General features: G+C 60.8%; 13 protein-coding genes and 1 pseudogene. 13 read left to right on the top strand and 1 reads right to left on the bottom strand.

The window, feature by feature from the left end; genetic code table 11:
- Position 1 precedes the first annotated feature (1 nt).
- Positions 2–925 carry a LysR family transcriptional regulator gene (locus LVW35_RS13745; protein WP_233896234.1) on the bottom strand — a complete coding sequence of 308 codons (924 nt, stop codon included), beginning with the start codon at positions 923–925 and terminating at the stop codon, positions 2–4.
- Between the two features lie 119 nt (positions 926–1044).
- Here LVW35_RS13745 and LVW35_RS13740 point away from each other — a divergent pair, with 119 nt between their 5' ends.
- The 13 genes and pseudogenes from LVW35_RS13740 (at position 1045) to LVW35_RS13685 (ending at position 16573) form a co-directional block, all read left to right on the top strand.
- Positions 1045–2040 carry an aldo/keto reductase gene (locus tag LVW35_RS13740; protein WP_233896231.1) on the top strand — a complete coding sequence of 332 codons (996 nt, stop codon included), beginning with the start codon at positions 1045–1047 and terminating at the stop codon, positions 2038–2040.
- Between the two features lie 133 nt (positions 2041–2173).
- A pseudogene (locus LVW35_RS29170) lies at positions 2174–3307 on the top strand (cache domain-containing protein); the annotation flags it as partial.
- A 15-nt stretch (positions 3308–3322) separates the two neighbouring features.
- Entirely contained in the window at positions 3323–4168 is an 846-nt protein-coding gene (locus tag LVW35_RS29165) for a methyl-accepting chemotaxis protein (RefSeq protein WP_442799679.1), read from the top strand.
- Between the two features lie 80 nt (positions 4169–4248).
- Positions 4249–4707 carry an SRPBCC family protein gene (locus LVW35_RS13730; protein WP_233896227.1) on the top strand — a complete coding sequence of 153 codons (459 nt, stop codon included), beginning with the start codon at positions 4249–4251 and terminating at the stop codon, positions 4705–4707.
- Between the two features lie 97 nt (positions 4708–4804).
- On the top strand, positions 4805–5251 hold the full coding sequence (locus tag LVW35_RS13725; protein ID WP_233896225.1) for a DUF411 domain-containing protein: 447 nt from the start codon (positions 4805–4807) through the stop codon (positions 5249–5251).
- Entirely contained in the window at positions 5248–5691 is a 444-nt protein-coding gene (locus LVW35_RS13720) for a YqaA family protein (protein ID WP_233896224.1), read from the top strand. Before LVW35_RS13725 ends, LVW35_RS13720 begins: the two co-directional genes overlap by 4 nt.
- Before the next feature lie 44 nt (positions 5692–5735).
- A complete protein-coding gene (locus LVW35_RS13715) occupies positions 5736–6737 on the top strand; it encodes an alpha/beta fold hydrolase (protein ID WP_233896222.1) in 1002 nt (333 codons plus the stop codon).
- Between the two features lie 26 nt (positions 6738–6763).
- A complete protein-coding gene (locus LVW35_RS13710) occupies positions 6764–7717 on the top strand; it encodes a D-2-hydroxyacid dehydrogenase family protein (RefSeq protein WP_233896220.1) in 954 nt (317 codons plus the stop codon).
- A gap of 411 nt (positions 7718–8128) precedes the next feature.
- A complete protein-coding gene (gene glgA, locus LVW35_RS13705) occupies positions 8129–9682 on the top strand; it encodes a glycogen synthase GlgA (protein WP_233896218.1) in 1554 nt (517 codons plus the stop codon).
- A gap of 20 nt (positions 9683–9702) precedes the next feature.
- Positions 9703–11448 (top strand): malto-oligosyltrehalose trehalohydrolase, encoded by a 1746-nt coding sequence (gene treZ, locus LVW35_RS13700; protein WP_233896216.1) that lies wholly within the window; start codon positions 9703–9705, stop codon positions 11446–11448.
- Positions 11445–13529: a 4-alpha-glucanotransferase gene (malQ, locus tag LVW35_RS13695; protein ID WP_233896214.1), complete on the top strand. Its 2085-nt coding sequence runs from the start codon at positions 11445–11447 to the stop codon at positions 13527–13529. The genes treZ and malQ overlap by 4 nt, the downstream gene beginning before the upstream one ends.
- Positions 13526–16276, top strand: a complete 2751-nt coding sequence (locus LVW35_RS13690) for a malto-oligosyltrehalose synthase (RefSeq protein WP_233896213.1) — start codon at positions 13526–13528, stop codon at positions 16274–16276. Before malQ ends, LVW35_RS13690 begins: the two co-directional genes overlap by 4 nt.
- A gap of 24 nt (positions 16277–16300) precedes the next feature.
- Positions 16301–16573, top strand: a complete 273-nt coding sequence (locus tag LVW35_RS13685; RefSeq protein WP_233896212.1) for a DUF2934 domain-containing protein — start codon at positions 16301–16303, stop codon at positions 16571–16573.
- Positions 16574–16614 lie beyond the last annotated feature (41 nt).

The raw sequence follows: 16614 nt of genomic DNA, 5'->3' as shown, positions 1-16614 counted from the left end.
GCTACTTCGCCGGCGCGCGGTGCAGTCCGTTACCCGGTTGAGTGCACAGCTCCAGCAACCAGTCCACAAACAACCGCACGCGCTGGGAAAGCTGTCGATGCGGCGGATACAGCGCCGTCAGGGCCATTCTCGGTACCTGCAAATGCGCCAGCACTTCCACCAATGACCCCACAGCCAGCTGCCGCATGGCGTGATAATGCGGCGCCTGGATCAGGCCAAACCCAGCCTCGCAGGCCGCAAAGTAGCCATCCGAGCTATTGACGGTGACCCGCTTGGCCAGGTTGACCAGCCGTAGCTCGCCGTCGACCTCAAACTCCAGACCAAATCGTTTGCCGCTCACACTGGAACGGTATTCGACCATGTGATGGTGGGCCAGATCATCGAGACAAGTCGGTAACCCCCTGCGCTCGACATACCCCGGACTCGCCAGGGTGACTTGCTCCATCATCGCGAGAGGACGCGCTACCAATGACTCATCCAGAGCCGCGCCGCCGCGCAGTACGCAGTCCACACCTTCGCGGATCAGGTCCACGGGGCGGTCGTTGAGGCTGATCTCCAATTCGATCTGCGGATAGCGGGCCGTGAACGCAGGCAGCGCCGGAATCACGATCAGACGCCCGATACCCGAGGGCATATCAATACTCAAGGTACCGCGTGGGCTCTGACGGCTTGCGGAAAACACCGCTTCGGTCTCATCGAGATCCGACAGCAACTGCACACAGCGTTGGTAGTACGCTGCACCATCCAGTGTCGGGCTGACTTGCCGCGTAGTGCGCTGCAACAATTGCACGCCCAGATGCGCCTCCAACTGCTTGATCAACACCGTCACCGAGGCGCGGGGCAATTGCAGGCTGTCGGCGGCCTTGGCAAAGCCGCGCAATTCGACGATCCGGGTGAACACGCGCATCGCATTGAAACGGTCCAAAGGGCGGCTCCTTGCGTTGATTATTTAGATATTACGAATAGTGTTAGTGCTTTTAGCCGGTTTATCCCGGTTTTGTCGAGCGTGACAATGCAGGCCTTCCCAACCAAGGAGCAAAACCCATGCAGACCCGTCAACTCGGCACATACGGCCCACTCGTCTCAGCCATCGGCCTCGGCTGCATGGGCATGAGCGATTTCTACACCCCCGGCAGCGACACTCGCGAAGCCACCGCCACCCTGCACCGCGCGTTGGAGTTGGGCATCAACCTCCTCGACACCGCCGACATCTATGGCCCGTACACCAACGAAGAGCTGATCGGCAAGGCCATTGTCGGCAAGCGTGACCAGGTATTCCTGGCGAGCAAATTCGGGATCGTGCGCGACCCGGCCAACCCTGCCCTGCGTGGCGTGAACGGTCGCCCTGAATATATCCGCGACGCCATCGACGGCACCCTTCGGCGCCTGGGGGTAGAGACCCTGGACCTGTACTACCAGCACCGTATCGACCCGGACGTCGCCATTGAAGAAACCGTCGGCGCCATGGCCGAGCTGGTGCAACAGGGCAAGGTGCGTTACCTGGGCCTGAGCGAAGCCTCTGCCGCCACCCTGGAGCGTGCCCATCAGGTGCACCCGATCAGTGCCCTGCAAAGCGAGTACTCCCTGTGGAGCCGCGACCAGGAACACAACGGCTGCCTCGCCGCCTGCCAACGCCTCGGCATCGCCTTTGTGCCCTATAGCCCACTGGGCCGGGGCTTTTTGACCGGAGCCTTACGAAGCCCGGATGACTTTGGTGCTGATGACTACCGTCGCTTCAGCCCGCGCTTCCAGGGCGAAAACTTCGGCAAGAACCTGGCGCTGGTGAAGCAGGTGCAAGCGCTGGCAGCCGACAAGGGCGTGAGCGCCGGGCAACTGGCGCTGGCGTGGGTGTTGGCGCAAGGCGACTTCATCATTCCGATCCCCGGTACCAAGCAACGCAAATACCTGGAAGAAAACGTGACGGCGCTGTCGATCCGCCTCAACCCGGCAGAGTTGACGGCGTTGGAGGCGATCTTTCCCGTAGAGGCCACCGCTGGCCTGCGCTACCCCGAGGAGGTGATGGCGATGCTGGATATCTGAATAAAAAGAGCGCCCTCACCCGGCGCTCTTCTTTCTTGTACGAACGTACCTAAAGCTCCGCTTTCCCAAGCCGATAGCCCTACGAAGCTCTAACAAAGCCGCGTCGATAATAACGCTTCGTAAGGACGACCCCATGCCCCCACTGCGCTCCATCCAAGCCCGCTATACCCTGTTCCTGGTGCTGTTCGTCCTGGTGTTATTTGTGTTGACGGTGGTGGGTATCGGCCAGTTGGTCGCCCCAACGCTGCGCCACACCGAAGAACAGGTGGTACTCAACCGCATCGCTGAAGTGGCCGAACAGATCCAGGGCGAACTGAACAAGGTTCAGTCCCAGCAACGCAGCATCACCCAGACCATCCCCTTGCTCGACAGCGATGCCATCGACAAGGTGCTGCCGGGCCTGGTCGACCAATATGGCGAGCTGAAAGTCTTCGGCGGCGGGATCTGGCCGCTGCCCAATCAACGCACGCCTGGGCGCAACAAACACAGCACGTTCTGGCACCGTGACGCATCCGGCAAGCTGACCGTGAACACCTTCTGGAACAGCGATCCGGCGCCCAACTATTACGACCAGAGCTGGTACAAGGGCGGTCTCGCTTCGCCACGCGGTCAATGTGCCTGGGCCGCCGCCTACAAAGACGACGCCAGCCAGGAGCCGCGTACCAACTGCGCCATGGCCATCCAGCGCGACGGCGTGCCCTATGGCGTCGCCACCATCGATGTGACCCTGGGCTTCTTCAATGACTTGGTCGCCAGCAAAGAGAAAGACATCGGCGGGCAAATGCTGATCGTCGAGGGCGACGGCAAGATCATCAGCAACAGCTCGCGCATCAGCGGCCCGGTGGTATTGAAAAACATCAGCGAGCTCAGTGGCACCTCGGCGTTCGCCGCCCAGGTCACCAAAGCGTTGGCTCACCGCGAGCAGGCCCTGCAACGCAGCGAGTTCGACAACCAGGGCGTAGCCAGCACTTTTTATATGCGCCCGATTGGTGGCACCCCGTGGTTCCTTGCCACCGCCCTGCCTACCTCACTGATCACCGCCCAGCGCGATGACGTGCTGGGCACCCTGGCCCTGCTGCAAATTCCCATGGTATTGCTGCTGGTGCTGCTTGCGGTGTATGCGATCCGCCAGTTGGTGCAGCGCATGAAGTCGCTCAAGACCAATATCGACGCGCTGTCTACCGGTGATGCCGACCTGACCCGACGCATTACCATCCGCGCTGAAGACGAACTGGGTGCCATTGGCCACTCGGTGAACCGCTTTATCGTCTACCTGCAGAACATGATCGGCGAAGTCACCCAGGCCACCGGTGCCATGTCGTCGAGCCTCGAGCAGCTTCAGCGAACGTCGGCGCACACCAACCAGATCCTGGTACGGCATGCCTCGGAGACTGATCAGACAGTCACTGCCATCACCGAAATGAGCTCCACCGCCGACACCGTGGCGCAAAATGCCGCCGAAACAGCCGCGTTCACCCAGCGCGCGAATGAGCACGCTGACCGTTCCCGCGTGGTGGTAGGCGAAGCATCCAACAGCGTGAGCGCCTTGATCGGAGAAGTCTCCAGCGCCACCCACAGTGTGGAAAACATGCGCCAGGACGCCGCACGCATCACCGAAACCCTCGGGGTGATCGGCGCAATTGCCGGCCAGACCAACCTCTTGGCCCTCAACGCCGCGATCGAAGCCGCACGTGCCGGCGAGCAAGGCCGCGGCTTTGCGGTGGTGGCCGACGAAGTCCGGGCACTCGCCGCACGCACCCAGGCCAGCACTTCGCAGATCAATGAAATGCTCACGCGCCTGACTGCTGGCGTCAGCTCATCGGTTGCGGCCATGGAAAATACCCAGGCCAGCTGCCAGTCGGCAGCGGATGCCACGGCGCGGGTGAATACCGGGTTGGATGAGATGGCCGGTTCCGTCAGCCATATCAACAATCTCAGCACCCAGATCGCCACCGCCGCCGAGCAGCAAAGCGCGGTGACCGAGGAGATCAACCGCAGCATGGTGCAGATCCGACAAATGGTCGAAGAACTGGTGCAAAGCGGCCATGCGACTGAGACCAATACCCAAAGCCTTCTCGCAGCTAATGGCCAGGTGATTGCCTTGATGGGCCGATTCAAGGTGCGCTGATAAACGGCTGAAACACTCCCGTGCAATGTGCGGGAGTGGGACTATTCTGACAGTTCCTAGTGCGACACAGGAGGTGTGCCATGCGCGCTGCCGAGCAATCGGTCCGCTTGGAGCGGATCAGTCAGGAACGCTTTATTCGGGTCCCTATCGAAGTCGTCTACGACTATGTGACCCAACCGGATCGCTGGCACGAATGGCATCCCACGTCCCTCAGTGCCGATACCGGCACCGCCGGCTCACTCCCCGCCGGCGCGCGTTTCACCGAGTTCATTGACTTGCTGGGTGTGCGTGTCCCCATGAGTTACCGCGTACAGATCGCTCGACGCCCTGGCGAATTCAAGACCGTGTTTACCTCCCTGGCCGTCGACGGTTCCATTCACTATTTCCTGCTGCCCCATCAGGGCGGCACGTTGTTCAAGCGCGTGTTGACCTATGAAACCGAATTGCAGCTGGCCACGCTGCATGAGCGCATGCTTGAGCTGTCGGCCATCGCCCTGGACCAGCTCAAGCACCGGCTGGAAAACCCACCCTTCGTATAATTTAGAAACACTCCACCCCTGTGAGAGCTGGTTTGCCTGCTATGACGGCGTCATGATCGCCGCCATCCTCACGTCCCTCTCCGACATGCGAGATCCTATGAAAACCACATTGCGCCTGGCCCTGCTGTCTGCCCTTTTCACCACCCCCCTTGCCCAGGCCGCCGATCTGATTCCCATCGACGTGCACCGCGACGCCAACTGCGGTTGCTGCAAAAAGTGGATCAGCCACCTGGAAAACAATGGCTTCAAGGTCAATGACCATGTCGAAGCCGACATGAGTGCCGTCAAGCAACGCTTGGGTGTCGCTCCGCGACTGGGCTCATGCCATACCGCTGTGATCGACGGCAAATTCGTCGAAGGCCACGTGCCCGCCGAACAATTGCTGGCCTTGCGTAAACGCGACGACCTGCTGGGCATCGCCGCGCCGGGCATGCCCATGGGCTCACCTGGCATGGAAGTCGAAGGCCGCAGCGAGGCCTATCAAGTCATCGGCCTGACCCGTGAAGGCAAGGACGTCGTGGTGGCTGAATACCCGGCGCAATGATCGCTGGCTACCTGGGGTTATTCTTCGCGGCGTTTGGCGCTGCGACACTGCTGCCACTGCAATCGGAAGCTGTGCTGGTGGGTCTGCTGCTCAGCGGGCATTACAGCCTGTGGTTGTTGCTGGGCGTTGCCACCCTGGGCAATGTGCTGGGCTCTCTGGTGAACTGGTGGCTGGGCCGCTGGGTTGAGCACTTCAAGGAACGACGCTGGTTTCCGGTCAGTGACAAGCAGCTGGACAAGGCTCGCAGCCATTACCAACGCTGGGGGCATTGGACGTTATTGCTCAGCTGGGTGCCGATCATCGGTGACCCACTGACCTTGGTGGCCGGGGTGATGCGCGAGCCACTATGGCGATTTTTGCTGCTGGTGACCTTGGCCAAAAGCGTTCGATATGGCGTGCTGGCTGCCGTGACCTTGCAATGGGTGTTAATCCCCACTTAATCGCCTCGCAACAGCATCCGAGCACCTTTCTCGGAGCCTTGCCAATGCCTCTGATCCGCGCTTTTTGCATCGCCGGCCTGCTCGCCGCCAGTACTGCCCCTGTCTTCGCCGCCACCTACGGCCCCGAGCTGCAGGGCTTTGAATACCCCTATCCGCTCAAGCATTTCGAATTTCAATCCCAGGGCAAGTCTTTGCAAATGGGTTACATGGACGTCCCCGCCAAAGGCACCGCCAACGGCCGAAGTGTGGTGTTGATGCACGGCAAGAATTTTTGCGGGGCCACTTGGGAGGGTTCGATCAAAGCCCTGAGTGAAGCCGGCTACCGTGTGATCACTCCGGACCAGATCGGGTTCTGCAGCTCAAGCAAGCCCGAGCACTACCAATACAGCTTTCAGCAGTTGGCATTGAATACCCATCAACTGTTGGAAAAACTCGGCATACAAAAAGCCACGATCATCGGCCACTCCACCGGCGGCATGCTCGCCACCCGTTACGCACTGATGTATCCGGCACAGACCGAGCAGTTGGGGTTGGTCAACCCCATTGGCCTGGAGGACTGGAAGGCACTGGGCGTGCCCTCCCTGAGCGTCGACCAGTGGTACGCGCGGGAGCTGAAGGTTAACGCCGAAGGCATTCGCAAATACCAGCTCAACACCTACTACGTCGGGCGCTGGAAACCCGAGTACGAGCGTTGGGTGGACATGTACGCCGGCTTGAGCAACGGCCCTGGGCATACGCGGGTCGCCTGGAACTCGGCGTTGATTTACGACATGATCTTCACCCAGCCGGTGTACTACGAGTTCAAGAACCTGCAAATGCCCACGCTGCTGCTGATCGGCACGTCCGATAACACCGCCATCGGCAAAGACATCGCACCGCCGGCGGTCAAGGCCAAGCTGGGCGACTATGCCGTGCTGGGCAAGCAAGTGGCCAAGTTGATTCCCCATTCCACCCTGGTGGAATTCCCCGGTTTAGGGCACGCGCCGCAAATGGAAGAACCGTCGCGGTTTCATACAGCGCTGTTGCAGGGTTTGAACGTCCTTTAATCCAACCTTTTTCGAGGCACTCGTGAATGTCGGTACAGATCGCAGTGATTGATGATTGGCAGAACGTGGCCAGCGACGTGGTGGATTGGTCAGTGCTGGAGGCCGTGGGCCAGGTGCACTTCCTCCACGACTACCCGACAGATACCGCTGCCATGATCGAGCGTTTGAAGGGCTACGAGGTGATTTGCGTCATGCGTGAACGCTCGACCTTCGACAAAGCCCTGCTGCAAGGCCTGTCGAAGCTCAAGTTGCTGGTGACCGGCGGCATGCGCAACGCCGCCATCGACATCCCCGCAGCCAAGGCCTTGGGCATCACAGTGTGCGGTACCGACAGTTATAAACAGGCGGCACCCGAATTGACCTGGGCGCTGATCATGGCTTCAACCCGCAATCTGCTGGCAGAAGCCAACTCCTTGCGCGCCGGCCACTGGCAGGTTGGCCTGGGCGGCGACCTGCATGGCAAGACCCTGGGAATACTCGGCCTGGGCAGCATTGGCCAGAAAGTGGCGCAGTTTGCCCAGGTATTTGGTATGCGCGTGATTGCCTGGAGTGAAAACCTCACACCGGAACGCGCGGCGGAATCGGGCGTGACCTGGGTCAGCAAGCAAGCACTGTTTGAACAGGCCGATATCCTCACCGTTCACTTGGTGCTCAGTGACCGCAGCCGTGGGTTGGTGGATGCCGAGGCGCTGGGGTGGATGAAACCGAGCGCTCGCTTGGTCAACACCGCACGCGGGCCGATTGTGGATGAGTCGGCGCTGGTGCACGCACTGGAAAGCGGCCGTCTGGCCGGGGCAGCACTGGATGTGTATGCCGAAGAGCCATTGCCGCTGGATCACCCATTTCGTCGCTTGCCGAATGTGCTGGCGACGCCCCATGTAGGCTATGTGAGCGAACAGAATTACCGGCAGTTCTACGCGCATATGATCGAAGACATTCAAGCATGGACCAACGGCACGCCCATTCGCATGCTTGGCTGACGCACCCTTTGAGTGCACAGCGCCGCCTGTGTAGTGAACGGGCTTGCCCACTCACTACAATCCCCCTCCTGCCTTCAAAGCATATCGTTAAAAGTATTTTGTCCTACAAAAAAATCTTGAAAACCCTACAGGCTCTAGGATCTGTCCTAGACTGATGACCGATGGGTCCGTTCCAAAACAAAAACCCCGCAAAAAATCTAAACTTTCCAAACCTCCCGTAGGTCCAGTTTTAAGGTAAGGCGAGCACTCGCGGTTTATGCGAAATGCCCGTCCATCCAATCTTTTTTGGCTAACCGTGCAACTGGCATACGCCTTGCCAGTTTGTACAGTGCTTGTGCGCCTGGCCGCAGGATGCGGTCATCGGAGCTAATGGCAGCGGGCCATTAGCCGACCAACATGTGGGAGAGAACTATGATCAGTGCCGCGGTAGATATTCAGGGAGAGCGTGTCAGTCATCCGGTAGGGGGGTCTTCGTTGACCGACCTGCCGAACACTGTGCGGCCGATCGTGAGTCAGAACCCTAATCGTAAGAAAGTCCTGTTTGTGACCTCCGAGTTCGCCGACCTGGTGAAGACCGGCGGCCTGGGCGATGTGTCCGCGGCCCTGCCCCGCGCCATGGCCCACCTGCACGATGTGCGGGTGCTGATCCCTGGTTACCCGCAGGTGATGGACAGCGACAACCCGATCCATATCATCGGTGAGCTGGGTGGTCACGCCGCACTGCCGCCATGCAAGATCGGGCGCATGGACCTCAAGGACGGCCTGGTAATCTATGTACTGATCTGCCCCGAGTTGTACGAGCGCGAAGGCACTCCCTATGGCGCGAACAACGGCCGCGACTGGCCAGACAACCATATTCGTTTCGCCCGCCTGGGCCTGGCCGCCGCCGACATGGCCGCCAACCTGGCACAGATCCACTGGTGCCCGGACCTGGTGCACGCCCACGACTGGCCCGCTGGCCTGGCCCCGGCTTATATGCACTGGCGCGGGTCGCGCACGCCGACGCTGTTCACCATCCATAACCTGGCTTATCAGGGCGTGATCAGCCTGGCTTCCACGCCGGAGCTGGGCATTCCACCCCACGCCCTGCAACAGGAAGGCATGGAGTTCTACGGCAAGATGTCGTTCCTCAAGGCCGGTATGGCGTATTCGAGCCATATCACCACCGTGAGCGCCACCTACGCACGGGAAATCACCACCCCGGAATTTGGCTGCGGTCTGGATGGTTTTCTCGCCAGCAAGACTCAACAAGGCTTGCTCAGTGGCATTCCCAACGGCATCGAAGACAGTTGGGAAACGTCTACTGATCCACACCTGACCCACAACTTCAACATCGGCGACTGGGAAGGCAAAGCGGTCAACGCCGCTCAAGTCCGTGAACTGTTCGGCCTGAGTGACTCCACCGGTCCACTGTTTGCTGTGGTTTCGCGCCTGGTGTTCCAGAAAGGCCTGGACCTGACCGAAGCCGTTGCCAGCTTTATTGTCGAACAAGGCGGCCAAATCGCGATTATCGGTCGCGGTGAGCCGGAAGAAGAAAATGCAATGCGTGAACTCGCGCTGCGCTTCCCAGGCCAGATCGGTGTGCGCATCGGTTTTAACGAGACCGACGCCCGGCGCATGTTCGCCGGCAGTGACTTCCTGCTGATGCCATCGCGCTACGAGCCATGCGGGCTGAGCCAAATGTACGCACAGCGCTTCGGTTCGCTGCCCGTGGCACGCAATACCGGCGGCTTGGCCGACACCATCGAAAATGGCGTGACCGGCTTTCTGTTCAATGAATCCACCGTCGACAGCTACAAAGAAGCCTTGAGCCGCGCGTTCAAGGTGTTTGCCTTTCCTGGTCTGCTTAATGCCATGCGTTGCCGAGCGATGACGCAACCCTTCAACTGGAGCCAGGCGGTCGAACCCTACGCCGAACTCTATGAGCAGCTGGTGGCTAAAGCACTGGGGAAATCCGCTAAATAATCAACGGGAGGTCTCTATAGATGCCGTTACGGACTCTGGAAACCTGGCCCCACGGCGCAATCATGCTGGACGCGCAACACACGCGTTTTGCCTTGTGGGCGCCAGACGCGTTTTATGTCAGCGTTGAATTGGAAGACGGCAAGTCCATCGCCATGCTGCCTCAGGCAGAAGGCTGGTTTGAAACCGAAATAGCGTGCCCGGCGGGCACGCGCTACCGCTTCAATATCGACGGGGAAATGGATGTACCCGACCCGGCCTCCAGGGCTCAAGCCGTGGACGTGCATGGTTGGAGCCTGGTGGTTGATCCCCTCGCCTATCAATGGCGCCACAGTAATTGGCAAGGCCGCCCCTGGCACGAAGCAGTGATCTATGAACTGCACGTGGGTGCCATGGGTGGCTACGCCGGCATCGAGCAACACCTGCCACGCCTGGCCGAGCTGGGCATTACCGCGATTGAATTGATGCCCTTGGCGCAGTTCCCTGGCGAGCGCAACTGGGGCTACGACGGGGTCCTGCCCTATGCGCCCCAAGCTTCCTACGGCACGCCCGAACAACTCAAGCACCTGATCGACAGTGCCCACGAACACGGCCTGGCGGTGATACTTGATGTGGTCTACAACCATTTCGGTCCTGATGGCAACTACCTGGGCCAATATGCCAAGGGGTTTTTCCAGGAAGATGTGCACACGCCATGGGGCGCGGGGATCGACTTTGAGCGCCGAGAAGTACGGGACTTCTTCCTGGATAACGCGCTGATGTGGTTGCTGGAGTACCGCTTCGACGGTCTGCGCCTGGACGCCGTACACGCTATCGACAACCCGGGTTTCCTCAAGGAATTGGCCCATCGCGTCCGCGAGCAAGTGGACACGGGCCGTCACGTCTGGCTGATGCTGGAAAACGAGCTCAATCAGGCCAACCTCCTCGAGCAGGATTTCGACGCGCAGTGGAACGACGATTTCCATAACGTCATGCACGTGCTGCTGACTGGCGAAACGGACGCTTATTACAGCGATTTTGCCCAAGACCCTACCGAAAAACTGGCGCGCTGCCTGAGCGAAGGTTTTGTCTACCAAGGCCATGCCACCCGGCATGGTCATGAGCGTGGCGAACCCAGTGGGCATTTGCCACCGAGCGCGTTTGTCGCGTTCCTGCAAAACCACGACCAGATCGGCAACCGCGCGCTGGGCGAGCGTCTCCACCAGCTCTGCTCGCCTCCGGCATTGGAGGCGGCAACTGTTCTGCTGTTGCTCTCGCCGATGATCCCGTTGATGTTCATGGGCGATGAGGTCAACGCCGGCGAGCCGTTCCTGTTTTTCACCGATCACCATGGCGAGCTGGCCGAAGCGGTGCGCGAAGGCCGACGTAATGAATTCAAGGATTTCGCGGCGTTCCAGGACCCGAAGCGACGCGAACGCATTCCCGACCCCAACGCCCTGCCGACGTTTTTGCAAACCATGCCCAGTTTTACCGAGAACGCACACACCGGGCTTTATCAACAACTGCTGAGCCTGCGCCACCGGCATATCGTGCCGCACCTGCCCGCAAGTGTGGCATTGGGTGCCCAGGTGTTGGCTGATCACGCGGTCACGGCTCGTTGGCGCCTGGGCAATGGCAGCTTGCTGCAAATCGATCTCAACCTGAGCGCCGTCCCCCTGGATCACCCGGCGACAGGACCTGTTCTTTTCGAAACGCCTGCCAACAGTGGCATACATCTGCCGCCTTACAGCGCACGCGTTACCTTATCCCCTGTTGGAGAGCACTCTTGAGCGAAGCGAACCTGGAAATCCTCGCCAGCCGAGCGGGTCTGGCCGTCGATTGGATCGACGCAAACGGCCGCCCGCAACGTGTGAAACCCGACGCCCTGCGCGCCGTTCTCAAAGGCCTGGGCCACCCAGCCGACACTGATGCCGAGATCGACGCCAGTCTGCTCGAACTGGAGCAGGCACAACAAAACAAACACTTGCCCCCCCTGCTGACCATCGACAGCGGCGAGGACCTGGACCTGGCACGCTATTTTGAACCGGACACCCAGTGCCGGATCAGCCTCGAAGACGGTGAAACCCTGGAGCTGCGCCTTGATGGCGACGCCGTATTGCCGGGCATCATCGCCCTCGGGTATCACCAAGTGCATATTGCCGAACAGACCTTCACGCTGGCCGTCGCCCCCACCCACTGCTACAGCGTGGCCGAAGCCGTTGATACCCAACCCGCGCGGGCCTGGGGCCTCAGCGCGCAACTGTATAGTTTGCGCCGCCTGGGCGATGGCGGCTTCGGTGACACCCTGGCCCTGGAGCATCTGGCCCGCTCCGCCGCCGAACGTGGCGCCGACGCCCTGGCAATCAGCCCGATGCACGCGATGTTCAGCGCCGACACCCGACGCTACAGTCCTTATTCCCCCTCAAGCCGGCTGTTCCTCAACAGTTTGTACGCCTCTCCGGGCTGCATCCTGGGCGAACGTGAAGTGCGCAATGCCATTGAAGCGCTCGGCCTGGCGGATGAGTTTCACGATCTCGAGCAGCACAGCCTGATCGACTGGCCCACTGCCGCCAACGCCAAGCAACGCCTGCTGCGTGCACTGTATGAAGACTTCCGCCACGGCCACCACCCACAACATGCTGACTTTCTGAGTTTTCGCCAGGCCGGTGGCGAAGCCCTGGAAAACCACTGCCGCTTTGAAGCGGTTCAAACTGCACGCGCCGCGAAAGGTGAAGACCTCGACTGGCGTCGCTGGCCCGAGGACTGGCGCAACCCGCAGAGCCCGGCACTGGCGCAGTTCGCTGAAGATAATTGCGATGAGATTGGTTACTTCGCCTTCTGCCAATGGCTGATTGCCCGCTGCCTGGAACGCGCGCAACAAGCCGCGCGCGGCAGCGGTATGGGCGTCGGCTTGATTGCCGACCTGGCCGTGGGTGCCGATGGTGGCGGCAGCCAGGCCTGGAGTCGTCAGGATGAATTGCTCGCCGACCTGACCGTGGGCGCACCGCCGGACATCCTCAACCGCGCCGGCCAAGGCTGGGGTATTTCCGCGTTTTCCCCCGAAGGCCTCAAGCGCAATGGCTTCCGTGCGTTTATCGAAATGCTGCGCGCCAACTTTGCGCATGCCGGCGGCTTGCGCATCGACCATGTGATGGGCTTGCAACGCCTGTGGGTGATCCCCATGGAGGCCTCGCCACGCGAAGGCGCCTATCTGTATTACCCGGTGGACGACATGCTGCGCCTGCTGGCGCTGGAATCCCACCGCCACCAGGCCATCGTGCTCGGTGAGGACTTGGGCACGGTGCCAGACGGCCTGCGTGAAAAACTTATCGCCCGCTCGATCCTGGGCATGCGCGTGTTGCTGTTCGAGCAAAACCACGAGGGGCAATTCAAGCCCATCCTCGATTGGCCCGACAACGCCCTGGCCACTACCAGCACCCATGACCTGCCGACCCTTAACGGCTGGTGGCACAGCCGCGATATCGAGTGGAACGTTCAGCTCGGCCTGATCGATGCGCCCACCGTGGAGCAATGGAGCGAGCACCGCCTGCGCGAACGCCACGCACTGCGCCAGGCCTTGAGCCAGGACCCGCAGAACTTCGTCGAAGAGATCCGCAATGAAACCGACCACATGATCGACGCCAGCGTGCGCTACCTCGGCCACACCCGCGCGCCATTGGTATTGTTGCCATTGGAAGACGCGCTGGGCGTGGAAGAGCAAGCCAACCTGCCCGGCACCACCGACACCCACCCTAATTGGCGCCGCCGTCTTGTGGGGGAGGCGTCCAGCCTGCTCGACAATGCCGGTGCCGCCCGCCGTCTTGAACTGTTGGCCGTCGCGCGCAACCAAGCCTACGAGCGTGACCGATGAGAGCACTGCCCCTTCGCGCTACCCAGCGCCTGCAATTTCATAAAGGTTTTACCCTGGATGACGCGGTCCCCCTGGTGCCCTACTTCGCCAGCCTTGGCATCAGTCACCTGTACGCTTCCCCGCTGCTCAGCGCCCGTGCCGGCTCCATGCATGGCTACGATGTGGTCGACCCCACCCAGGTCAACCCGGAACTGGGCGGCGAAGCGGCCTTGCGTCGCCTGGTCGCCACGTTGCGCCAGCATGAGATGGGGCTGATCCTCGATATCGTCTCCAACCATATGGCGGTGGGCGGTGCGGACAATCCCTGGTGGCTGGACCTGCTCGAGTGGGGACGCTTGAGCCCCTATAGCGAGTTTTTCGATATCCAGTGGCATTCGCCCGACCCGCTGCTCAAAGGGCAATTGCTGATGCCGTTCCTCGGCAACGATTACGGCGAAGCCTTGCAGGCAGGCACCGTGAACCTGCGGTTCGATGCCCGCCACGGTGCCTTTTACGTCGAGCATTATGAGCACCGCTTCCCGATCTGCCCGCGCGATTACGCAGCGATCCTGGGCAGCGATGAACAGCTCAAACCACTGGCCGATCGCTTCGCTGCCCTCGCTGGTCAGGATGATGCCTACCATGAGGCCCAACAGCTGAAACAGGCGCTGGTCAAACGCGCCCCTGAAGTACGTGCGACCATCGAACAACGTTTGGGCGAGTTCGACGGGCGCCAACCTGAGGGTTTCAACCGCCTGCATCAATTGCTGGAGCAACAGGCCTATCGACTCGCCAGTTGGCGCACCGCGGCCGACGATATCAACTGGCGGCGCTTCTTTGATGTCAACGAGCTCGGCGGGCTGCGCGTGGAGCGCAGCGCTGTATTCGAAGCCACCCACGGCAAGATCTTCGAATTGATCAGCGAAGGCCTGGTGGACGGCCTGCGCATCGACCATATCGACGGCCTGGCCGACCCGCGCGGTTATTGCCGCAAACTGCGCCGCCGTGTCGACTCGCTTTCGCTAGAGCGGCATTTGCCGATCTTCGTGGAAAAAATCCTCGGCGAAGGTGAAACCCTGCGTGAAGACTGGCAAGTGGACGGTACCACCGGCTATGAATTCATGAACCAGTTGTCACTGCTGCAGCATCATCCTGACGGCTTTGCGCCCTTGGCCGAATTGTGGACAAGCCACACCGAGCGGCCGGCTGCGTTCATCGAAGAAGCGCGACTGGCGCGTCAGCAGATCCTCAATGGCTCCCTTGGCGGCGATTTTGAAAGCGTGGCCCAGGCGCTGCTGCAAGTCGCCCGCGACGATGTGATGACCCGCGACCTGACGCTAGGCGCCATCCGCCGGGCTTTGCAGGAACTGATTGTGCATTTTCCGGTGTACCGTACCTATATCAGCGCACGTGGGCGCAGTGATGCCGACAACGAGGTGTTCCAGCAAGCCATGAACGGCGCGCGCACGACCTTGGGAGAAGGCGACTGGCCGGTGCTCGACCACCTGGAAAAATGGCTGGGCGGCCAGCCATGGCGCGATCGTCCTGTGGGCCGCGAACGCAAGATCCTCAAGCATGCCTGTGTACGCTTCCAGCAACTGACCTCGCCCGCCGCCGCCAAGGCTGTGGAAGACACCGCGTTCTATCGCTCGGCGGTCTTACTGTCGCGCAACGACGTGGGCTTCAGCACCGAGCAGTTCAGCGCGCCACTGGCCGACTTTCATGCGGTCAACCAGCAACGCTTGCAGACCTTCCCCGACAACCTGCTGGCCACCGCCACCCACGACCACAAACGCGGCGAAGACACCCGTGCGCGCCTGGCGGTACTGAGTGAATGCGCGCCTTGGTACGTCGAGCAGGTGGCGCATTGGCGTACCCTCGCCGCCCCGTTGCGTGTCGATGAAAACACGCCATCGGCGGGCGACGAATTGATCCTCTATCAGGTCCTGCTGGGCAGTTGGCCGCTGGATCTGGCCTCGGACTTCGAGGGTTACCAGCAGCGTCTGTGGCAGTGGCAACAGAAGGCCTTGCGCGAAGCCAAATTGCAGAGCAGCTGGAGCGCGCCGAACGAGGCGTATGAGCAAGGCGTCGAAGCGTTTTTGTCGCGGTTGTTGCTCAGTGAAGAAGGCCACGCGCTGCGTACCGCCATTGGCGACGCAGCCCAAGCCATCGCCCCGGCCGGTGCGCTGAATGGCCTGGCGCAATCCTTGCTTCGTCTCACCGTGCCGGGTGTGCCGGACCTGTACCAGGGCGATGAATTCTGGGATTTCACCCTGGTAGACCCGGACAACCGCAGGCCGGTGGATTTCAACGCGCGGCAACACGCCTTGAACACGCCTCCGGACATCGGCGAATTGCTGTTCAACTGGCGTGACGGGCGTATCAAACAGGCGCTGATTGCTCAGGTGCTGGCTTTGCGCAAGGCCCAGCCTGAACTGTTTCGCAGCGGCGCCTACACATCGCTGGAAGTCGTGGGCACCTACGCCGAACGCGTGCTCGCTTTCGCTCGCGAACACCAAGGCAAATACCTGTTGGTGGTAGTGCCGCGCTGGTCGCATCAGCTGCTTGAAAACGGTGTGCATCCCCAGATCAATGCTCAGGTTTGGGGCGATACGCGGATGAAATTACCGTTCGCCGCGCCAACCCGAAACTGGAAGGGACTTTTTCATACAGGCGCAGTCACACCAGACAAGGAGCTGTTGATCAGCGCTGCCCTGGGGGATTTCCCGGTCAATGTCTTTATCAATCCTGATGATCAAGAAAGCTGAAAATTTTCTGTGAGGAGCATTGTGATGAGTACTGAAGACAAACGCATACGCGAGCTGGCGCATCAGATCTGGGAGTCGGAAGGCAAGCCCCATGGTGAAGATGCACGCCATTGGGAGATGGCGCGCAAATTGGCGGAAGCCGAGGCGCTGACGCCGAGCAAACCCAAGACGGCAGCCAAACCCAAGGCCAGCGCGCCCAAGCCCCCGGCGAAAGCCAAGCCCACGGCATCTGCGGCCAGCAAGCCGGCACCCGCGGCGGCTAAAAAACCCGCGGCACCGAAGAAACCCAAGCCTTGATCCTTCACCTCTTGCCGGCGTGGTCGGCAAGAGGTGATTTC

Source organism: Pseudomonas sp. HN11 (genome assembly GCF_021390155.1).
Lineage (GTDB): Bacteria > Pseudomonadota > Gammaproteobacteria > Pseudomonadales > Pseudomonadaceae > Aquipseudomonas.
Note: the sequence above shows the minus strand (reverse complement) of the source record. Positions and strands in the feature narration are given on the sequence as shown.